This window comes from Timonella senegalensis JC301 (genome assembly GCF_000312125.1).
Lineage (GTDB): Bacteria > Actinomycetota > Actinomycetes > Actinomycetales > Cellulomonadaceae > Timonella > Timonella senegalensis.
Genome location: NZ_HE978642.1, coordinates 623,435 through 644,912, shown reverse-complemented (window position 1 = coordinate 644,912; position 21,478 = coordinate 623,435). Strand labels below are relative to the sequence as shown.

The following is a 21,478-nucleotide window of genomic DNA, read 5'->3' as shown; positions in this document are numbered from 1 at the left end:
TTGACATCTCAAAAAGGAAGTTCAACACGTGGCTACCACTAACGACATTAAGAACGGCACCGTCCTGCGACTGGACGGCCAGCTCTGGACCGTCCTCGAGTTCCAGCACGTGAAGCCTGGTAAGGGCGGCGCTTTTGTCCGCACCAAGATCAAGAACGTGACCTCCGGAAAGCTCGTTGACAAGACGTTCAACGCAGGCCTCAAGATCGAAACCGCTTCCGTTGACAAGTCGGACATGCAGTACCTGTACAAGGACGGCGACGACTACATCTTCATGGACAACTCCACGTACGACCAGATCACCGTTCCAGCTGCTGTTGTTGGCGACGCAGCGAACTTCCTCCTTGAGAACGGCACCGCAACTGTTGCCACCAACGAGGGCACTGTTCTTTACATCGAGCTTCCTGCTTCAATCACCACGGTCATTACCTACACCGAGCCTGGCCTCCAGGGCGACCGTTCGTCCGCTGGCACCAAGAGCGCAACCATCGAGACCGGCTACGAGATCCAGGTTCCACTGTTCCTTGAGGTTGGCACCAAGGTTAAGGTCGACACCCGCGACGGTTCCTACCTTGGACGCGTGAACGACTAAGTGGCAACCGGTACTAACGCACGCACCAAGGCGCGCAAAAGGGCCATGAACGTATTGTTCGAGGCCGAGCAGCGAGACATCGACGCTCTTGAGATGCTCCGTGAGCGTCTCTCCAACCCGGGCGTTGAGTCGGCGCTTCCGCAGTACGCGGTGGACATCGTTGAGGGATACGTAGAGCACGCTCAGACCATTGATGAGTTGCTTGAGACGTACTCCAACGGATGGACGCTTGACCGCATGCCTGCGGTTGACCGTGCACTGCTGCGCATCGGCGCTTGGGAGCTCGTGTACAACGACGACGTTCCAGACGTTGTTGCGATCAACGAGTCGGTTGACCTGTCGCGCGAACTGTCCACGGACGAGTCGCCATCCTTTGTGAACGGGCTTCTGGCTCGCCTGCTTGAGGTGAAGCCGACGATCCTCGACTGACTGAGTTTGCTGTGACGGAGCGGGTCCGCACCCTTGAGGGTGTGGGCCCGCTCCTTTTTGTGCTGTGGTTTCCCTGGAACGTGGAGAGCACGTATGGGTTTTCTGTGAGATTGGCCTACGCAACCGTAGGTTACGGTTGCGTAGGTTAGAGTTTTCTTGTGAGCAACTCTCAAAAACCATGGCTTAACCACTACGCGCCCGGCGTCCCAGCGAACATCGATGTTCCGGAAGGTGACCTTACTGCCGCGTTGTGGGAGAGCGCCGCTAAGTTCCCAGACCGCACCGCGCTGAACTTCATGGGCAAGCCCATGAGCTACACGGACCTGATCACCACGATCGACAAGGCTGCACGCGCGCTTGAGCGTCACGGCGTGAAGAAGGGGGACAGGGTCGCCATCGCGCTCCCGAACGCCACCTCGCACGTTGTCGCCTTCTATGCTGTGCTGCGCATCGGCGCAATCGTGGTCGAACACAACCCTCTCTACACGCAGGCGGAGTTGATTCACCAGCTCAACGACTCCGGCTCTACCTACGCGATCTTCTGGGACAAGACCGCCGCTGAACTTGGCGAGAGCATCAAGCAGACCGCCCTCAAGACCGTCTTCGCAGTCGACGCATCACGCGATCTCCCGCTGTCCAAGAAGTTCCTGCTGACGCTGCCGGTGAAGAAGGCCCGCGAGACCAAGGCTGCACTCTGCGCGACGCCTCCCGCATACGCGACCAGCTGGCACGACTTTGTTGCGGCCGCCGGAACTGTTGAGCCAACCTCGCCAGTGGCCACCGGCTCGGACGTTGCAGTCATCCAGTACACGGGTGGAACCACTGGCACTCCAAAGGGTGCGGTGCTGACCCACGAGAACCTCGTGGCGAACGCTACACAGGGCGTGGCATGGACGGGTGCTCACGAGCGACTTGGCACCGAAGTTGTCTACGGCGTATTGCCGTTCTTCCATGCCTTCGGTCTGACGCTGTGCCTGACCTACTCCCTGCGCATTGGCGCAACCCTCATGCTGTTCCCCAAGTTCGATGTGGACTCGTTCCTGTCAACTCAGAAGAAGCACCCGGGTACGTTCCTCCCAGCGGTGCCGCCGATGCTGTCCCGACTGGTGGCAAAGGCGAGCGAGCGCAACGTGGACCTGACTTCCTTCCGCTACGCAATTGCCGGAGCGATGCCTCTTCCTGCTAAGACTGCGGCAGACTGGGAGAAGGCGACCGGCGGCCTCGTCATCGAGGGCTACGGAATGACCGAGTCATCCCCCGTGGCGCTGGGTAACCCCGTGTCCTCTGAGCGCAAGCCAGGCTTCCTCGGCCTGCCATTCCCATCGACTGACGTGCTGATTGTTGATCAGGACGACCCCACCAAGGTCCTTCCGTTCACCGAGCGAGGTGAGCTGCTGCTCTCCGGGCCTCAGGTGTTCCAGGGTTACTGGGAGAAGCCGGAAGAGAACGCCCAGGTGCTCACCCGGATCAACGGCAAGACGTGGCTGCGCACCGGTGACGTCGTGACCATGGACGAGCAGGGCTTCTTCAAGGTCGTGGACCGCATCAAGGAAATGATTATCACCGGTGGTTTCAAGGTGTTCCCAAGCCAGGTGGAAGAGCGCATGCGCGAGATGCCGGGCGTCGAGGACGTAGCAATCATCGGAATGCCTGGGGGAGACCTCGGGGAGCTCGTGATTGCTGTAGTCGTCCCAGCCCAGGGCGTTGAGAAGGTCACGCTCAAGGAGATCCAGGACCACTGCGATGCTACGCTGGCGCGCTATGCGCTGCCGCGCAAACTCGGTTTTGTTGACGAGCTGCCTCGATCGCAGGTGGGCAAGGTGCTCCGCCGCGTAGTCAAGGAAGGCGTTGTGTCTCGGGAGATCACAGTCTCCTAGAACACGTTGAGCGTTTGACGTGATGGCCACCACGTGGGACAACAAGTCCTCGTGGTGGCCATCGTTGTACTCTGGAGAAGTCCACATACCAGTCCTTTAAGTACCGTCCTGTGAGGCGGCAAGGGGGTTAGACAGATGACATCTGAAATCGATGGACCCGGAGAGGCAAAGGCAACCGAAGTACTCGGAAGCGCCGATATTTCTCGGGCATTGACTCGTATTGCTCACGAGATTATTGAGCGAAACAAGGGCGGCCAGGACGTTGTAGTCCTAGGCATTCCCACCCGCGGCGTTCCACTCGCTGGCCGTATCGCCCAGCGCCTCGCTGACATCGAACCAGAAATCGAAGCGCACGCCATCCTAGGCACTCTCGACGTCACCATGTACCGAGACGATCTTCACAAGCAGCCACCACGCGCAATCGGACAGACCGACCTCCCTGCGCAGGGCATCGACAACAAGGTTGTCGTCCTCGTCGATGACGTCCTATTCTCCGGACGCACCATCCGCGCAGCTCTCGACGCCCTGAAAGACCTGGGCCGTCCACGCAGCGTGCAGCTCGCAACCCTCATCGACAGGGGCCACCGGGAACTTCCCATCCGATCAGACTTCGTAGGCAAGAACCTACCCACCTCGCTGAGCGAGCGTGTGTTCGTGCGCCTCGAGGAGATCGACGGACGCGACGGCGTGTTCATTGCAGGGGGAGACAAGTGAAGCACCTACTCAACACCGCGGACCTCTCGCTCGACGAAGCGATCCTCCTCCTCGACACCACGGCCCAGATGGCTGCCACCCAGTCGCGCGAGATCAAGAAGCTACCCACGCTGCGCGGGCGAACTGTAGTCAACCTCTTCTTCGAGGACTCCACACGTACCCGCATCTCATTCGAGACAGCGGCGAAACGCCTGTCCGCGGACGTCATTAATTTTTCGGCCAAGGGCTCCTCAGTGTCCAAAGGCGAGAGCCTCAAGGACACCGCGCTGACGCTCGATGCAATGGGCGCGGACGCAGTCATCATCCGCCACCAGGCCTCCGGCGCGCCGCACATCCTGGCGCACTCGGGCTGGCTCGACGTGCCAGTCATCAACGCCGGCGATGGCACGCACCAGCACCCGACCCAGGCTCTCTTGGATGCGTTCACGCTACGCCGCCACCTCGGCGGAGAACTCGTATCGGCAGGGGAGTTGCCCTCGCTAAACAATGGCCTCGGCGGGGATCTGCGTGGCCGCAAGGTGGCCATCGTTGGAGATGTCCTACACTCCCGCGTCGCGCGCTCCAACGTGTACCTGCTGCATACCCTCGGTGCCGTGGTGACACTGGTAGCCCCACCCACCCTCGTGCCGGTTGGTGCGGAGACCTGGCCATGCGAGATCTCATACAACCTCGACGAGGTTCTGCGTGACTGGCAGCCTGATGCGGTCATGATGCTGCGCATTCAGCGCGAGCGCATGGGCTCCGCGGGCGGCGGGTTCTTCCCAAGCCCACTCGAGTACACCCGCAAGTACGGACTCGATGAGAAGCGCCTCGGGCTTCTCCAAGACCACGCAATCGTTCTGCACCCAGGCCCAATGAACCGTGGGCTCGAAATCTCGGCGCGCGCCGCAGACTCACACCGATCCGTCATCGTGGAGCAGGTCTCCAACGGCGTTGCGGTGCGAATGGCAGCGCTCTACCTGCTTCTCGCGGGTGAAACCCACTCCAACGACACACCCGCGAAGGCAGGCTTCTGATGACCACCACGTACTTCATCTCCAACGTCGCCCCATACGGCAATGAGCGCGTGGACATGACCCTGTCCGGCGGAAAGATTGCCCAGATCGTTCCTGCCGGCACCGGCACTGCGCCAGAGGGCGCAACCACCATCGACGCCTCCGATCTGATCGCCCTTCCCGGACTCGTAGACCTCCACACACACCTGCGTGAGCCGGGCCGCGAGGACGCAGAGACCGTCCTGACTGGAACTCGCGCCGCTGCAATGGGCGGCTTCACCGCCGTGCACGCAATGGCCAACACCTCGCCTGTGCAGGACACCGCAGGCGTGGTCGAGCAGGTCTGGCGCCTTGGCAAGGAGGCTGGCTGGGTTGACGTGCACCCCGTTGGTGCAGTCTCCGTGGGACTCGCCGGAAAGCAGCTTGCAGAGCTCGGCGCAATGGCCGACTCCCGCGCGCAGGTCCGGGTCTTCTCGGACGACGGAAAGTGCGTTGACGACCCAGTACTCATGCGCCGCGCGCTCGAGTACGTCAAGGCATTCGACGGCGTTGTCTCCCAGCACGCGCAGGAGCCACGCCTGACCGAGAACGCCCAGATGAACGAGGGCGTTGTCTCCGCAGAGATCGGCCTCACAGGATGGCCAGCAGTCGCGGAGGAGTCGATCATTGCCCGCGACGTTCTGCTCGCGGAGCACGTGGGCTCACGCGTACACATCTGCCACCTGTCCACCGCCGGATCCGTAGAGATCGTGCGCTGGGCCAAACAGCGCGGCATCAACGTCACCGCCGAGGCGACCCCACACCACCTCATCCTGACCGACGAACTGGCCCGCGGCTACAACCCTGTGTTCAAGGTCAACCCTCCGCTGCGTACCCAGAACGACGTGGACGCAGTGCGCGCGGGGCTGGAAGACGGCACGATCGACATCGTGGCCACCGATCACGCGCCACACACCGTGGAGGACAAGGACTGCGAGTGGAACGCCGCAGCCTTCGGGATGACCGGCCTGGAGACCGCACTCCCAGTGGTCCACAAGACCATGGTTGAGACCGGAAAGCTCTCGTGGGAGCGGGTCGCCGAGGTGCTGTCCACCAACCCAGCGCGAATTGGTCGAATCGACACCGGTGAGTTTGCTCAAGGACGCCCACTTGAAGTTGGCGAGCCAGCAAACGTGGTCCTGTACAACCCGAACTCACCAGTAGTGGTTGATCCACGCAGCCAGCTGACCATGTCAGACAACACCCCGTTCGCGGGAATGGAACTCCCTGGCCGCGTCGTCGCAACCTTCCTGCGCGGCCGAGCCACCGTCCTGGGTACCGTCCCACAGGACGGCGAAGAGGGTAAGGCCGCAGGTTCGGAGCTCCCCGCATGACGCCGGTCCAGTCAGCAGTCCTCCTGTTCTTTGTAGGGCTAGGACTCCTCGGGCTCATGTGGTTTGGCTGGCGCAAGCGCGCTAGGCGCACCCAGGAACTCGTGTCTCCCTTGCCGGCAGTCCCCGCGGACGGGCTCGGCGAGCAGCTGTTCGATACTCTTGGCGGAATCTACGTCAGCTCGACAGTCCACGGTGACTGGCTCGAGCGCATCGCAGCACAGGACCTAGGGTTCCGCTCCGCGGCCAACCTTGGCGTCTACTCCGGAGGCGTCCTCATCGAGCGCAGCGGCGCCAAGGACATCTTCATCCCCACAGACCACCTGATCGGTGCGTCTGAAGCTCCGGGAATCGCCGGCAAAGTTATGGGGCCGTCGGGCCTCGTCCTGATCGAGTGGCGAATCGCATCCCGAGAGGATGGTGAAACCCAACTCGACTCGGGCTTCAAGCCGGACCACCGGAGCCAGCAGTCCGCTCTGATCGCAGCAATCAACGCGCTTGTGCAAGCAGGCCAAGACCCAACTAAGGAGAACCAGTGATCTCCCAGCCCGCACTCATCGACGCTCCCACCTACCCAGGTGCAGCACTCCTCGTCCTCGAGGACGGTCGAATCTTCTCGGGTCGAGCCTATGGCGCAGTCGGTGCCACGTACGGCGAGATTGTCTTCAACACCGGCATGACCGGCTACCAGGAGACCCTCACCGACCCTTCCTACTACAAGCAGATCGTGGTCATGACGGCACCACACATCGGTAACACCGGTGTGAATGACGAAGACCCCGAATCGATCCGCATCTGGGTATCGGGCCTTGTGGTCCGCGACCCTGCCCGCAAGCCTTCGAACTGGCGCTCGGCCCGCGGCCTTGACGTTGAATTGGAGACCCAGGGCGTCGTGGGAATCTCCGACATCGACACTCGCGCGCTTACCCGACACCTCCGCGATCGCGGCACCATGCGCGCCGGTGTGTTCTCCGGTGAGGCGCTCCTCGACGGACGCCACCCAAAGCGCATCGAGGAACTGGTCAAGGCCGTCAACGAACAGCCACTTATGAAGGGCGCAGACCTTGCGCGCGAGGTCTCCACGGACACCGCATACGTGGTTGAGCCAATGGGCAAGTTCGAAGGCCAGGAGCCTCTCAAGACTGTCGTCGCACTCGACCTCGGTATCAAGTCGATGACCCCGCAGCGCCTCGCCGAGCGTGGCATGCGCGTCCACGTCCTGCCGGGAGACTCCACGATCGAGGACATGCTTGCCCTGAACCCGGACGGCGTGTTCTTCTCAAACGGCCCTGGTGACCCGGCGGCGGCGACCCGCGAGGTTGAGTTGCTGCGCGAGGTCCTGGACCGCAAGATCCCTTACTTCGGCATCTGCTTTGGCAACCAGCTCTTGGGCCGCGCGCTCGGATTTGGCACCTACAAGCTTCCGTACGGCCACCGCGGCATCAACCAGCCGGTCATGGAGCTCTCCACCCGCAAGGTCGAGATCACCTCGCAGAACCACGGATTCGCCGTGGACGCACCCATTGGCGTGACCGCAACCGCACCGCACAACGACGGCGCCTACGGCCGCGTCATCGTCTCGCACATCGGCCTGAACGACAACGTCGTTGAGGGCCTCGAGTGCCACGACATCCCCGCATTCTCGGTCCAGTACCACCCTGAGGCCGCGGCAGGCCCGCACGACGCTGCGTACCTGTTCGACCGTTTCCTCAACCTCATGACCTCCGGCGCGCCAACCGCTGCTGGACTCTCCAAGGCAGCCCGCGCAAAGAACCAGGAGAACTGATCCTCCATGCCAAAAAGAACTGACATCTCATCTGTACTCGTCATCGGCTCCGGCCCGATCGTCATCGGCCAAGCCTGCGAGTTTGACTACTCGGGAACCCAGGCATGCCGCGTGCTCAAGGAAGAGGGGATTCGCGTTATTCTCGTGAACTCCAACCCGGCCACGATCATGACCGACCCAGAGTTTGCTGACGCGACCTACATCGAGCCAATCACCACGGATGTGCTCACCACGATCATCGCCAAGGAACGCCCGGATGCGATCCTGCCGACCCTTGGTGGCCAGACCGCGCTGAACGCCGCGATCGCACTGGACGAGGCGGGTGTGCTGGAAAAGTACAACGTCGAGCTCATCGGTGCGAACATTCCCGCCATCCTGAAGGGCGAGGACCGCGAGCAGTTCAAGAAGGTCGTTGACATCTGTGGGGGAGAGTCTGCACGCTCCGCGATCATCCACACCATCGAAGAGGCCATCGCTGCGGTTGAGGAACTGAAGTACCCGGTTGTTGTGCGCCCATCCTTCACCATGGGTGGACTCGGCTCCGGGTTCGCTTACAACGAGGAAGAGCTGCGCCGCATCGTTGGCCAGGGCCTCCACTACTCGCCAACCACCGAGGTTCTGCTCGAAGAGTCGATCCTGGGCTGGAAGGAATACGAGCTCGAGCTCATGCGAGACAAGAACGACAACGTCGCCGTCATTTGCTCGATTGAGAACGTTGACCCAGTTGGCGTGCACACCGGTGACTCCGTCACCGTTGCCCCAGCCCTGACGCTCACCGACCGCGAGTACCAGACCCTTCGCGACATCGGCATCGCCGTCATCCGTGAGGTTGGCGTGGACACCGGTGGCTGTAACATCCAGTACGCGGTCGACCCTAAGACCGGCCGTGTCATCGTCATCGAGATGAACCCTCGCGTATCGCGCTCCTCGGCGCTAGCTTCCAAGGCGACTGGTTACCCAATCGCCAAGATCGCGGCTAAGGTCGCCATCGGCTACACCCTGGACGAGATCCAGAACGACATCACCGGAACCACCTCGGCAGCGTTCGAGCCAACCATCGACTACGTCGTGGTCAAGGTTCCTCGCTTCGCGTTCGAAAAGTTCCCAGCCGCTGACGACACCCTGACCACGACCATGAAGTCCGTGGGCGAGGCAATGTCGCTGGGCCGCAACTTCACCGAGGCACTCGGTAAGGCGCTGCGGTCAATCGACAAACCGGGCACCAACTTCCACTGGGACGGCGAGCCAGTCTCCGGACGCGCCCTTGAGGAACTCCTCGTGGAGATCCAGCGCCCAACCGAACGCCGCCTCGTGGCGACCCAGCAGGCACTGCGCGCCGGTGCCACGATCGAGCAGGTCTACGAGGCCACTAAGATCGACCGCTGGTTCCTCGACCAGATCCAGCTTATGAACGAGATCGCCGACGAGGTTGCACACGCCGACGCTCTCAACCGTGAGCTCCTGCTGCGCGCCAAGCGCAACGGCCTGTCCGACTCTCAGATCGCCAGCCTGCGAGGCATCAAGGGGTCGCGCGCCGCGGCAGAGGGTGCAGTGCGCGAGGTCCGCAAGGCCCTCGGCGTCCGCCCAGTGTTCAAGACCGTGGACACTTGCGCCGCCGAGTTCGACGCGAAGACCCCGTACCACTACTCCTCGTACGACCAGGAAACCGAGGTTCAGCCCCGCGAGCGCGAGGCCATCTTGATCCTCGGGTCGGGTCCAAACCGTATCGGCCAAGGAATCGAGTTCGACTACTCCTGCGTCCACGCGGCTCTTGGCCTTAAGGGCGAGTACGAGACCATCATGATCAACTGCAACCCGGAGACGGTTTCGACCGACTACGACACCGCAGACCGCCTGTACTTCGAGCCGCTCACGTTCGAGGACGTTATCGAGATCTACGAGGCCGAGCTTGAGGCCGGTCCGATCAAGGGCGTCATCGTTCAGCTCGGTGGACAGACTCCGCTCAGCCTTGCTGGTCGCCTCCGCGAGGCCGGCCTGCCGATCCTGGGAACCTCTCCCGAGGCTATCGACAACGCCGAGGACCGCGCCGAGTTTGGCCGCGTCCTGACCGAGGCGGGCCTTCCAGCTCCTGCGTTCGGCACCGCGACGACCCTGACTGAGGCCAAGAACATCGCGGCCGGTATTGGTTACCCGGTTCTCGTGCGCCCAAGCTACGTGCTCGGCGGCCGCGGTATGGAGATCGTGTACTCCGAGGAGCATCTGACCGGTTACGTCCAGCGTGCGCTCGGTGAGGCCGCACTGTCCGGTGGCCCGCTCGCACCAATCCTGATCGACCGCTTCCTTGACGACGCCATGGAGATCGACGTCGACGTCCTGTTCGACGGCGAGGACATGTACGTTGGCGGAATCATGGAGCACATCGAGGAGGCCGGTATTCACTCCGGTGACTCGGCGTGCGTCCTTCCTCCGATGTCCCTCTCGGACGGTGAGATCGACCGCATCCGCCGCTCGACCCTGGCTCTGGCCAAGGGCATTGGCGTGCGCGGCCTGATGAACGTCCAGTACGCACTCGTCTCCGACGTCCTGTACGTCCTCGAGGCCAACCCTCGCGCCTCGCGCACCGTGCCGTTCGTTGCCAAGGCAACGGGCGTCCCGCTGGCAAAGGCTGCCGCGCTGCTCATGGCGGGCAAGTCCATCAAGGAACTGCGTGCTGAGGGCGTTCTGCCGGCCGCGGGCGACGGTTCAACCCTGTCAATCGATGCCCCAATTGCTGTGAAGGAAGCCGTGCTTCCGTTCAAGCGCTTCCGCACTACTGAGGGCATCGCCGTGGACACCGTCCTCGGCCCAGAGATGCGTTCGACGGGTGAGGTTATGGGCTTCGACGTGGACTTCCCAACGGCCTTTGCCAAGTCGCAGGCTGCAGCGTTTGGTGGACTGCCTACCTCCGGCCGCGTGTTCGTTTCGGTTGCTGACCGCGACAAGCGTGCGGCGATCTTCCCGATCAAGCGCCTCCAGGAGCTCGGCTTCGAGCTGCTCGCGACCGCCGGAACCGCCAAGGTCCTGCGCCGTGCGGGCATCTCGGCTACTCCGGTACGTAAGTACTCGGACGGCCGTTCGGAGACTGGCGAGCCCACCATCGTTGACCTGATCACCAACGGTGAGGTCGACATGGTTGTGAACACGCCGTCTGGCCAGGGCGCACGCGCCGACGGCTACGAGATCCGCGCGTCCGTAACTGCCGCCGACAAGCCGATCATCACCACGGTCGACCAGCTCTCCGCTGCCGTCCAGGCGATCGAGTCAGTCCTAGCCGGTCCGTTCAGCGTCACTTCGATTCAGGAGCACTCCAAGCGCTCGTACATCGAGGCTGGTGTCACCGCATGACCGCTCCTGCGCAGCGCGCCCCCTTTGGGGCGCGCCTCGCGGCGGCCATGGACACATTTGGTCCGCTCTGCGTTGGCATTGACCCTCACCCCGGCCTGCTGGCCGCTTGGGGGCTTAACGACGATATTGCTGGGTTGCGCTCGTTCGCTCTGACCGTGGTCGGGGCGTTGGGTGGACGGATTTCCTCATTCAAGCCGCAGTCCGCGCTGTTCGAGCGTCATGGCTCGCGCGGCATGGGCGTCCTAGAGGAGGTCATTGCGGCCTCCCGCGAGGCGGGAACGCTGTGCATTGTGGACGCAAAGCGTGGGGACATCGGTTCCACGATGGCTGGGTACGCGGATGCGTTCCTCGCAGACGGCGCGCCTCTTGCCGGTGACGCCCTCACGGTATCGCCCTACCTCGGATTTGGGTCGCTGACCCCCGCGGTCGAACTTGCACACGAGACGGGCCGCGGCTTGTTTGTGCTGTGCCTAACCTCGAACCCTGAGGGTAAGCAGGTCCAGCACGCAACGGTCGCGGACGGATCCTCGGTTGCCGCTGTGATAGCACGTGAAGCCGCAGCACTGAATGCAGCGGCGGGGGAGGCGGGCCAGCTTGGCTCGGTCGGCCTCGTTGTGGGGGCCACGATCGGCGAGGCAGCACGCGAACGCGGTGTGGATCTTGCTGCCGTGAACGGCCCACTGCTGGCGCCCGGTGTCGGTGCGCAGGGTGCGGGTGCGACTGAGCTTGCGCAAGTGTTCGGGGACGCACGCTCAAGCGTGTTGGCGTCGAGCTCGCGCGGGGTCCTGAAGGCCGGTCCTAGTGTGGAGCAACTGCAGATCGCCGCACTCGCTGCGGCAGATCAGGCCCGTGAGGCCCTCACCGCCTAGCTACTAGGTATTTGTTCACAGGGGCTCGTTCCTGCAGGCTGTATGAGCGTGGGGGCGAGCCCTGTGGCATGTCGCGCACTGTGAAAGCCGCAATTTTAGCTGCTGGCGCCCGAATGCGCGCGCGAACAGAAGATTGCGTCCTCCAGTGGCTGAATTTTGGGTAGAACTCGCACGTGGAGGGCCGTTTTACAGTCGCTACGCAGATTTTCGGGTTACGGTAAATTGCGAGCGAGGAAACAGCGCCGTTCCGGTTGCTGACTTCCCACTTGGCAAGTAGGTTCGCAGGTAAGAGCCCCACTATCTGATGAGGAAGGTGACTTAAGTTGCCACTACCACAACTCACTCCAGAGCAACGCGCTGCAGCTCTCGAAAAGGCTGCAGAAGCTCGCCGAATCCGTGCGGAAGTTAAGAGTCAGCTCAAGAGCTCGAACAGCCGACTCTCCGACGTCATCAAGCAGGGGGAGAGTGACGAAGCCATCGGTAAACTGAAGGTTGTTTCGCTTCTCGAGTCCCTTCCTGGCGTTGGAAAGGTCAAAGCACGTGCGATCATGGAAGAGATCGGCATTGCCGAGTCTCGACGCGTACGTGGTCTAGGACCACACCAGGCGTCTGCTCTGGTTGAAAGGTTTGGATAATCATTACCGCTGCACCATCCCCGAGTTCTTCTAGTTCTACCCCTCGTCGCCTCACGGTGATGGCTGGTCCCACCGCGGTGGGTAAGGGCACGATCTCCGCGAATATCCGCGCAAGGTATCCAGAGATCTGGCTCTCAGTCTCCGCTACGACCAGAGATCCTCGCCCCGGTGAGGTTGAGGGCGTCAACTATTTCTTTGTTGGACCGACAAAGTTCCACGAGATGGTTGAAGACGGTGAACTTTTGGAATGGGCAGTCGTCCATGGCCAGAACAGCTATGGCACCCCGCGCGCTGCAGTTGAAGCTCAACTCAACGCCGGCATTCCTGCTCTCTTAGAGATTGATCTACAGGGGGCTCGTCAGGTCAAGGAATCAATGCCTGACGCGCAATTTATCTTTTTGGCTCCTCCCAGCTGGGAGGAGTTGGTCCGCCGGCTCGTAGGCCGCGGTACCGAAACCAAGGAAGAGCAGGAACGCCGGCTTGAAACAGCGCGCGTAGAACTCGCGGCACAGTCCGAGTTTGACCACGTAGTCATTAACGACGACATCGAGCGCGCCACCGACGAGATCATCTCCCTGATGGGCCTGACTCCGCACGCCAACTAGTCCGATCTAGTCTTCCGGGTGTAGGGCATCCATGTGATGCCCTACACTTCCCGTTTTGGGCGGTGTTCCTTGAGATCACCGACCCCGCGGAGTATGATCATACGGCTTGTGTTATTGTGCACGGTCGCGTAATCAAGCCGCAGCTCAACAGTATTCGAACCCAACACTTCGGAGTTCATCTTGTCTGGAACTATCCCACAGCCAGTAGGCATCACCGATCCACCGATCGACAACCTCCTTGAGAAGGTCGACTCGAAGTACGCTCTGGTGGTCTACTCCTCCAAGCGTGCGCGCCAGATCAACGCGTACTACTCGCAGCTGAGCGAGGGGCTGTTGGAGTTCGTCGGTCCTCTCGTAGAGACCGAAAACCAGGAGAAGCCACTCTCAATCGCAATGCGCGAGATCAACGAGGGTCTTCTCACTCTTGACCTCAAGGATGAAGACACCATCTGAGTGATGGCTTTTTGACCTCCCAAAGTCTCCGTTCACCTCAGGTGAGCGGAGACTTTGCATATCCGCAGGTAGTAATCTGTTGGACAGTTGGCAAGCGGCATACCGCCGCAAAATTCGAAGGGTTGGACGCATGCGGGTAGTCGTAGGAGTGAGTGGCGGCATCGCGGCCTATAAGGTTGCCCACCTGGTGCGGTTCTTCAAGGAACTCGGACACAGCGTCAAGGTGATCCCTACCCAGACGTCCCTCAACTTTGTGGGCGCCGCTACGTGGGAAGCGCTGTCGGGCCAGCCGGTCAGCACGAGCGTGTTTGACGCCGTGGATGAGGTCCAGCACGTGCGGATCGGCCAAGAAGCCGACCTCATCGTGATCGCGCCCGCCACCGCCGACATTGTGGCGCGCATAGCCGCCGGACGTACAGACGACCTGCTCACGGCGACCGTTCTGACCGCCACCTGTCCGATCGTCGTCGCGCCAGCGATGCACACGGAGATGTGGAACAACCCGGCCACCGCTGCCAATGTAGCCACGCTGCGAGCGCGGGGCTTCCACGTGATGGATCCGGCCGTGGGCCGCCTCACCGGAAAGGACTCAGGTGCCGGCCGCCTGCCGGAGCCGCAGGACATAGGCGCATTCGCGCTAGACATCGTTGGCCGAACCAAAGACCTCGCCGGGATGCACGTGGTCATCTCTGCAGGAGGCACGCGAGAGCCGCTCGACCCTGTGCGCTATCTGGGTAACCACAGCTCGGGCCTGCAAGGCACCTCGCTCGCGCGTGCCGCGCTCGAGCGTGGCGCGCGGGTGACCCTCGTGGCAGCGTCTATGACTGCGCCAGTCCCCGGCAATGTCACTGTCGTGCCCGCAGGCTCGGCACTTGAGCTTCGCGAGCGCATGCTTGAGCTCAAGCAGGACGCGGACGTCATCATCATGACGGCCGCCGTGGCAGACTTCCGTCCCGCACACTATGCGGACGCCAAGATCAAGAAGGCGGACGGCTCCGACGAGCTGACGATCTCCCTCGTTAAGAACCCGGACATCCTCAAAGAGCTCACGAGCGCACGCAGGGAGTCGGGCCAGATCATCGTTGGGTTTGCGGCGGAAACAGGGGATAGCCAAGGCGACGTGCTGTACCACGGACGCAACAAGGCCCTGCGCAAGGGAGCCGACTTACTCGTCGTTAATGAGGTTGGTGAAGCCAAAGGATTTGGCACCGCGGACAATTCGGTCGTGATTCTGGACAACGAGGGCGAGCCGCTAGGCGAGACGAGCGGAACCAAGCTGGAAGTTGCGCACGCGATCCTGGACCAGGTCGCACGAATCGCGGCGCGATAGCGACGCAAGGTGAACAACGCCATACCGAAACGTTGTTTTCGTGGCCGAACACATGCGGTTTCGCATGGTGGAAACTAGTATTCTTGAGGTTATGACGCAATCCCATCGACTGTTCACATCCGAGTCCGTGACCGAGGGTCACCCAGACAAGGTCAGCGACCAGATTTCCGACGCTATCCTTGACGCCCTTCTTGAGAAGGACCTCAACTCACGTGTAGCGGTTGAGACTCTGGTGACCACCGGACTGGTGCACATCGCCGGTGAGGTCGACACCCAGGGATACGTCGAGATCCCTCGCCTCGTGCGTTCGGTCATCAAGCGCATCGGCTACACCTCCTCCGCAATCGGCTTCGATGGCGACTCTTGCGGCATCTCGATCTCGATCGGGCAACAGTCGAGCGACATCGCGCAGGGCGTTGACAAGTCCCTCGAGTCGCGTGACGACCAGGGCGATGGCGACCCGTACAACCTTCAGGGCGCAGGCGACCAGGGCCTCATGTTCGGTTACGCAACCGACGAGACCGAGTCGCTCATGCCACTGCCCATCCATGCCGCCCACCGCCTGGCCGAGCGCCTCGCGTACGTGCGCAAGGAACAGATCATCCCGGGGCTGCGCCCAGACGGCAAGACTCAGGTCACCGTGGCGTACGAGGACGACCGCCCCGTGGGCCTGGACACCGTGGTTGTCTCATCCCAGCACGACCCCGACGTCTCCCAAGCAGACCTGCGCGAGGCAGTCGAGCAGCTCGTAGTGCGCCCCGTTGTGGAACAGCTGCACATTGATGCATCCGACTACAAGCTCTTTGTGAACCCAACCGGAAAGTTCATCACCGGGGGACCCAAGGGCGACGCGGGCCTGACCGGCCGCAAGATCATCGTGGACACCTACGGAGGTATGGCCCGCCACGGTGGCGGTGCGTTCTCCGGCAAGGACCCATCAAAGGTTGACCGCTCGGCAGCGTACGCAACTCGCTGGGTTGCCAAGAACGTGGTTGCAGCTGGACTGGCCAAGCGCTGCGAGGTGCAGGTTGCCTACGCCATCGGCGTAGCAAAGCCAGTCGGCCTGTACGTGGAAACATTCGGAACCGAGAAGGTGCCACTGGACAAGATCCAGGTTGCCATCAACAAGGTGTTCGACCTGCGCCCAGCGGCGATCGTAGAGCAGCTCGACCTGCTCCGCCCGATCTACTCAAAGACCGCGGCGTACGGACACTTTGGCCGTGACCTGCCAGAATTTACGTGGGAAGCCACGAACAAGGTAGAGGAACTCCTCGCCGCACTGTAAAACGTATCCCCGGGGCAAAACCCCGGCCGGAGTAGGCCCTCTGCGGGCATAAGGAGGAAAAGGTGAGCGCTGACTTTGGTGAGCAGCTCACCTTTTCTGGTATCCCAGAGCCCAAGAAGCCGCGCGCCAAGCGCCCGGTCGGGGCCGTCGAGTACGCAGAGGAACTCCCGTTCGCCCGGGTAGTGGTTGAACGGCTACCCGCGCACCTGGATCGGCTGTTCGACTATCGGGTGCCCAAGAAGTTCGACGAACTTGCTGTTGTAGGCGCCAAGGTGAAGGTTCCGTTCGGTGGACAAATGCTCGATGGTTACGTGGTCGAGCGCGCCGAAGACACCGAGCATCAGGGCAGGATCTCCGCGCTGAAGTCCGTGATCTCGGGCGTCCCACTGGTTTCGCCGGATGCGCTGGACCTCTACCGGCGCATCGCCGACTACTATGCGGGTTCGCTGGGGGATGTACTGCGCCTCGCGGTTCCGCCGCGCCACGCAGGCGCGGAAAAGAGCTTCCTTGCGCAGGTTGCAAGCTCAGCGATCGCGGGGGAGGCCGTAGCGCCCGCTGACCAAGGGGCCTCGGCTTCAGAGGAAGCTGCTAGCGCACACGACACCGCAGTCGCTGGAGACTTTGACTCTAACGGCTCAGGCCCGACCGACACCTCCGCTGACCCTGAAGCAGCAGAGCTTTCGCCACACAAACCCACCTCACCCGGTGCTGGGGAAACCGGCACATTTGAGGCGGCGGCGCCCGAGACACCCGCGTGGGACATGTACTCAGCCGGTCCCGCGCTTGTGTCTCACGTGCTTGCGGGGTCCGGGCCGCGCGCGGTGTGGACCGCCCTCCCCGGAACTGGCTCCGTGCCCACTTCCTCTGCGCTGCGCACCACGGTGCACGTCCCGAGCAGTGGACCGGGAGTGGAGGCAGATGCTTCCCAGGACGCCGACCTCTTGCCTCACTGGACGCTCGCCTTGGCGCAACTCGCCCGGGGGATGGAAACCACTAACAAATCAGTTGTGATCGTGGTTCCCGCGGCCAAGGACGTGACCCGGGTTGCCGCCGCGCTACGCGCCGTGGGCGTTGATCAGTTCAGCTGGGACAACGCGGAGGCGTGGTCGTTTGTCACGCTCACCCACGAGTTGGGCGCGGCTGCCAGATTTGAAAACTACCTCCTTGCCACGCAGGGCAAAGCCAAGGTTGTGGTGGGTACTCGCGCCGCCGCGCTGACGCCCGTCCCGGAACTCGGGCTTGTGGTGTGCTGGGACGATGGCGATTCCTCCCACCAAGAAAAGCACGCGCCGTACCCGCACACCAGGGAGATTGCTGCGCTGCGTGCGGAGCAGACGGGGAGCGCGCTGCTCATCGGTGCCCTTGACCGCACTGTCCACGCACAGTCGCTGCTTGCGTCGGGCTGGGCGCAGGACGTCAGCGCCGAGCGCTCAGTGGTCCGGCAGGCCGCGCCCCTCGTCACAGCGTTTGGCGAGATGGAGATCCAGCGCGACTCCGGCGGCGCCCAAGCACGGCTTCCGGGCGCCGTGTGGCGTGACATCACAGCGGCTCTCAAGCGTGGCCCCGTGCTCATCCAGGTCCCTCGGGCCGGGTACGTTCCATACGTTGCGTGCGCGCGCTGCCGCGAGGCCGCGCGCTGTGCCACCTGCAACGGTCCGCTTGGTCTCGGCTCCGCGGGCGCTCCGCCGCACTGCACGTGGTGCGGCTCGCTCGCTGGCGATTGGGCCTGCGCGTCATGTGGGTTCAGGTCCGTCCGTGCGATCCGCATCGGCTCGGACCGCACCGCCGAGGAACTGGGCCGCGCCTTCCCGGGCACCACGGTTCGCACCTCGGGCGCTCAGTCCAAGGGCGGCGTCCTCGAGTCCGTTCCCGCCAAGTCCGCACTTGTGATTGCGACTCCCGGCGCGGAGCCGTACGTGCAGGGCGGGTACGCCATGGGCATCCTGCTCGACGCCCACCTGTCCTCAGGCGGCAGTGGCCTGTACGCGAACCAGGAGGCTCTGGCCCGCTGGATGCGCGCCGCGAGTCTGGTCACGTCGCGCGAGCGCGGCGGCAAGGTCACGCTGGTGGGTCAGGGGGCTGCGCTCCCTACCGCCGCGTTTGTCCGCTGGGATCCGCAGGGGATGGCCACCCGCGAGCTGGATGAGCGCGCTGCGCTCAAGATGCCGCCTGTATGGCGGGTTGCCTCAGTGACGGGTGACCGTCTGACCGTCACCCAGTTTCTCGACGATATTGCTCTTCCCAGCAGCGCCGAAGTTCTCGGCCCAGTTGAGTTGGCACCGGAGGACTTCCCACCGGGGAGCCACCCGTCGCTGGACCGCGTCGTGCGGGCGATCATTCGTGTGCCGCTGCGCCAAGGACGTGAGTTGGCCCGCGCGATCAAGGCGATGACACACATTGCGAGCGCCAAACGCACGTCCACGCGCGTGGATGTAGTCCTTGATCCAAAGGAACTTGCGTAGTTCGGGTCTTCCTGTGCGGCTGTACTATGGCGGATTGCACGCTGACCCAGCGCGTTTGCCTAGCGCTTACCTCCTAGAATGGACCCATGCGTCTTCTTTTTGCCGGCACGCCCGACGTCGCCGTTCCTGCCCTTAGAGCACTCGTTGACTCCGACCATGAGGTCGTTGCAGTCCTGACGCGTGCCGACGCGAGGAAGGGGAGGGGGCGCCAGCTCTTCCCCAGCCCCGTGAAGGAGGCCGCACTCGAACTGGGTATTCCCGTCATCACCGAGCGCCCACGGTCCGAGGGCTTCGTGCAGATGCTTTCCGACCTCGACGTTGAATGCGCCGCAGTAGTGGCGTACGGAGAGATCCTGCCCCGCGAGGTCCTAGACATTCCCACTCACGGCTGGATTAACCTGCATTTCTCGGTACTTCCTGCCTGGCGTGGAGCCGCTCCAGTGCAGCGCGCGATCATCGCAGGAGACGCAGTCACTGGTGCGTCGACATTCCGCATCGAGGAGGGCCTCGACACGGGTCCCGTGTACGGAATGATGACGGAAACCATCCGCCCGCGCGACACCTCAGGTGACCTGCTTGGCCGCCTGAGCGAGTCCGGGTCCGCCCTCCTTGTGGGAACAATGGACGCGATCGCTCAGGGCACGATCAGCCCAATTCCGCAGGGGATTGATGGCATCAGCCTCGCGCCCAAGCTCCTGACCGAGGATGCTCGCATCGATTGGACTCGTCCGCCACACATCGTGGATCGCACCGTGCGGGGTTGCACACCCGACCCGGGCGCGTGGACGACCCTACCCGACGGTTCCCGCTTGGGCATCGGCCCCTTTGCCACGCTCCCACGTGGAGCGGAAGCGCCCGAGGCGCTGGCACCGGGGGCACTGCATGTAACCAAGAAGCTCGTGTTCGTGGGCACCGGCGGCGCACCAGTAGTCCTGGGGGAAGTCACTCCAGTAGGTAAGAAGACCATGAACGCGGCCGACTGGGCGCGTGGAGCGCGACTCGAAGCTGAGGCAGTCCTCGGCGCAACAACGGCGGGAGAACTGTGAACAACGACAACAACTCGAGGTTGAGCCGCGGTTCTTCAAGCGGACGTTCGCAGGGCGGATACTCACGCTTTGGCGGAGGCAACTCCCGCTCCGGAGGTCGGGACGACCGTGGCTACCGCGGCTCTAACGAGGACCGCGAGTTCAACAACGAGCGCCGCAACCAGCGCGGACACGAGCGTTCGGCCTCCCGGAGCAGGGGAGAGGGACACCGCACCGCCAGTGCCCCAAGCGCCCGGCGCCGTTCCGCCGACCTGCCAAGAACCATCGCGTTCGAGATCCTGCAGCAGGTTGCAGAATCCGACTCATACGCCAACCTCGTGCTGCCACCGGCACTAAGCCGTGCGCGTCTCACCGGACGCGACGCGGGTTTTGCCACTGAGCTCACCTACGGAACCTTGCGCATGCAGGGCCGCTACGACGCCATCTTGGCACACTGCACCGACCGCCCTGTCAAGCAGATTGACGTGCCAGTACTGAACCTCGCACGCCTCGGAGCCCACCAGCTTCTCGGCATGCGCGTTCCATCCCACGCGGCGGTGTCCGAGACCGTTGCGCTTGCACGCGAGCACGTGGGGGCGGGCCCCGCTCAGTTCCTCAACGCAATCCTGCGCCGCGTCTCCGAGCGTCCACTCGACGAATGGCTCGCTCTGCTCGAGGCGGAGGGCAAGAACGAGGTTGAGGCACTCTCGGCGATGCACTCGCACCCAACATGGATCACCCGCGCACTGCGCGAGTCCCTCGTGGCGAACGGCCGTCCGGTAGAGGAAATCACCGCTCTCCTTGCTGCCGACAACGCTGCACCCTCCGTCACCCTGGTGGCGCGTCCGGGACTGAGCGACCAAGCCGAGCTTGTGGTGGACACCGACGGATACCCGGGCGACCTCACCCCAACTGCGGTCGTGCTCGAGAGCACGGACCCCGCAACCATCGATGACGTGCGCACGGGTCGCGCGGGCGTTCAGGACGAGGGCTCTCAACTCGTTACTCTTGCTTTCCTCAATGCACCAGTCGAAGGAACGGACGAGCGCTGGCTCGACATGTGCGCTGGACCCGGCGGTAAAGCCGCCCTCATCGGAGCTGTAGCCGCACAGAAGGGTGCGCGACTCGTCGCTAATGAGATTCAGCCACACCGTGCCGGACTTGTAGAAAAATCCCTCAAGGCGATCCCACAATCCGCGATTGAGCGGATTCAGGTATGGGATGGCCGCGAGATCGGAGATCTCGAACCGGACGCCTACGACCGCGTCATGCTCGACGCACCATGCTCGGGACTCGGCGCGCTGCGCCGCCGTCCGGAGTCGCGCTGGCGCCGCTCGGTATCCGACGTCTCGGTTCTGACCGGACTCCAAAAGGAACTCCTGCAGTCCGCGCTCAAAGCCGTGCGCGTAGGTGGCGTTGTTGCCTACGTGACCTGCTCGCCCCACCTCGCGGAGACCAGGTTCATCGTGGACGCAGTACTCGGCGGACTAGATGAGGGCACCGTGGAGCGCCTCGACGCCCGTGAGATCGCCCAGGAGATCAGTGGCCCATACGCGGAATTCGCCGACCGGACCGACCTCCAATTGTGGCCACATGTGCACGGCACGGATGCAATGCACCTGACCTTGCTCCGCCGCCTCAAGTAGTTAGTTATGCGTGCTGCGGATACCGGCAATTCCGTTATCCGCAGCACGTGCAATACCATC

At 62.9% G+C, this 21,478-nt stretch carries 18 protein-coding genes; all 18 read left to right on the top strand.

Annotation, left to right across the window (positions count from 1 at the left end; genetic code table 11):
• Window positions 1–28: 28 nt before the first annotated feature.
• The 18 genes from efp (at window position 29) to HGSM_RS07325 (ending at window position 21,418) form a co-directional block, all read left to right on the top strand.
• The gene (efp, locus tag HGSM_RS07410; protein ID WP_019148114.1) at window positions 29–592 is read left to right on the top strand and encodes an elongation factor P; all 564 of its coding nucleotides are present in this window, start codon (window positions 29–31) and stop codon (window positions 590–592) included.
• On the top strand, window positions 593–1,021 hold the full coding sequence (gene nusB, locus HGSM_RS07405) for a transcription antitermination factor NusB (protein WP_019148113.1): 429 nt from the start codon (window positions 593–595) through the stop codon (window positions 1,019–1,021).
• Between the two features lie 158 nt (window positions 1,022–1,179).
• A complete protein-coding gene (locus HGSM_RS07400) occupies window positions 1,180–2,898 on the top strand; it encodes an AMP-binding protein (protein ID WP_019148112.1) in 1,719 nt (572 codons plus the stop codon).
• Window positions 2,899–3,033: 135 nt separating this feature from the next.
• Entirely contained in the window at window positions 3,034–3,612 is a 579-nt protein-coding gene (gene pyrR, locus HGSM_RS07395) for a bifunctional pyr operon transcriptional regulator/uracil phosphoribosyltransferase PyrR (protein ID WP_019148111.1), read from the top strand.
• Window positions 3,609–4,628 (top strand): aspartate carbamoyltransferase catalytic subunit, encoded by a 1,020-nt coding sequence (locus tag HGSM_RS07390; RefSeq protein ID WP_019148110.1) that lies wholly within the window; start codon window positions 3,609–3,611, stop codon window positions 4,626–4,628. Before pyrR ends, HGSM_RS07390 begins: the two co-directional genes overlap by 4 nt.
• Window positions 4,628–5,980, top strand: coding sequence for a dihydroorotase (locus HGSM_RS07385; protein ID WP_019148109.1), 1,353 nt, complete (start codon window positions 4,628–4,630; stop codon window positions 5,978–5,980). Before HGSM_RS07390 ends, HGSM_RS07385 begins: the two co-directional genes overlap by 1 nt.
• A complete protein-coding gene (locus HGSM_RS07380) occupies window positions 5,977–6,516 on the top strand; it encodes a PH-like domain-containing protein (protein WP_019148108.1) in 540 nt (179 codons plus the stop codon). The genes HGSM_RS07385 and HGSM_RS07380 overlap by 4 nt, the downstream gene beginning before the upstream one ends.
• On the top strand, window positions 6,516–7,763 hold the full coding sequence (carA, locus tag HGSM_RS07375; RefSeq protein WP_051009765.1) for a glutamine-hydrolyzing carbamoyl-phosphate synthase small subunit: 1,248 nt from the start codon (window positions 6,516–6,518) through the stop codon (window positions 7,761–7,763). Before HGSM_RS07380 ends, carA begins: the two co-directional genes overlap by 1 nt.
• Before the next feature lie 6 nt (window positions 7,764–7,769).
• Complete coding sequence (gene carB / locus HGSM_RS07370) at window positions 7,770–11,108, top strand: carbamoyl-phosphate synthase large subunit (RefSeq protein WP_019148106.1); 3,339 nt, start codon at window positions 7,770–7,772, stop codon at window positions 11,106–11,108.
• On the top strand, window positions 11,105–11,977 hold the full coding sequence (pyrF, locus tag HGSM_RS07365; RefSeq protein ID WP_019148105.1) for an orotidine-5'-phosphate decarboxylase: 873 nt from the start codon (window positions 11,105–11,107) through the stop codon (window positions 11,975–11,977). Before carB ends, pyrF begins: the two co-directional genes overlap by 4 nt.
• A gap of 323 nt (window positions 11,978–12,300) precedes the next feature.
• Complete coding sequence (mihF, locus tag HGSM_RS07360) at window positions 12,301–12,612, top strand: integration host factor, actinobacterial type (RefSeq protein WP_019148104.1); 312 nt, start codon at window positions 12,301–12,303, stop codon at window positions 12,610–12,612.
• A gap of 2 nt (window positions 12,613–12,614) precedes the next feature.
• Window positions 12,615–13,217, top strand: a complete 603-nt coding sequence (gene gmk / locus HGSM_RS07355; RefSeq protein ID WP_268257797.1) for a guanylate kinase — start codon at window positions 12,615–12,617, stop codon at window positions 13,215–13,217.
• Window positions 13,218–13,397: 180 nt separating this feature from the next.
• Window positions 13,398–13,670 (top strand): DNA-directed RNA polymerase subunit omega, encoded by a 273-nt coding sequence (gene rpoZ, locus HGSM_RS07350; RefSeq protein WP_019148102.1) that lies wholly within the window; start codon window positions 13,398–13,400, stop codon window positions 13,668–13,670.
• Between the two features lie 130 nt (window positions 13,671–13,800).
• On the top strand, window positions 13,801–15,000 hold the full coding sequence (gene coaBC, locus HGSM_RS07345; protein ID WP_019148101.1) for a bifunctional phosphopantothenoylcysteine decarboxylase/phosphopantothenate--cysteine ligase CoaBC: 1,200 nt from the start codon (window positions 13,801–13,803) through the stop codon (window positions 14,998–15,000).
• Window positions 15,001–15,091: 91 nt separating this feature from the next.
• The gene (gene metK / locus HGSM_RS07340; protein ID WP_019148100.1) at window positions 15,092–16,285 is read left to right on the top strand and encodes a methionine adenosyltransferase; all 1,194 of its coding nucleotides are present in this window, start codon (window positions 15,092–15,094) and stop codon (window positions 16,283–16,285) included.
• 62 nt (window positions 16,286–16,347) lie between these two features.
• The gene (locus tag HGSM_RS07335; RefSeq protein ID WP_019148099.1) at window positions 16,348–18,747 is read left to right on the top strand and encodes a primosomal protein N'; all 2,400 of its coding nucleotides are present in this window, start codon (window positions 16,348–16,350) and stop codon (window positions 18,745–18,747) included.
• A gap of 86 nt (window positions 18,748–18,833) precedes the next feature.
• Complete coding sequence (fmt, locus tag HGSM_RS07330) at window positions 18,834–19,793, top strand: methionyl-tRNA formyltransferase (RefSeq protein ID WP_019148098.1); 960 nt, start codon at window positions 18,834–18,836, stop codon at window positions 19,791–19,793.
• Window positions 19,790–21,418: an RsmB/NOP family class I SAM-dependent RNA methyltransferase gene (locus HGSM_RS07325; protein WP_019148097.1), complete on the top strand. Its 1,629-nt coding sequence runs from the start codon at window positions 19,790–19,792 to the stop codon at window positions 21,416–21,418. Before fmt ends, HGSM_RS07325 begins: the two co-directional genes overlap by 4 nt.
• The last annotated feature ends 60 nt before the right edge of the window (window positions 21,419–21,478 follow it).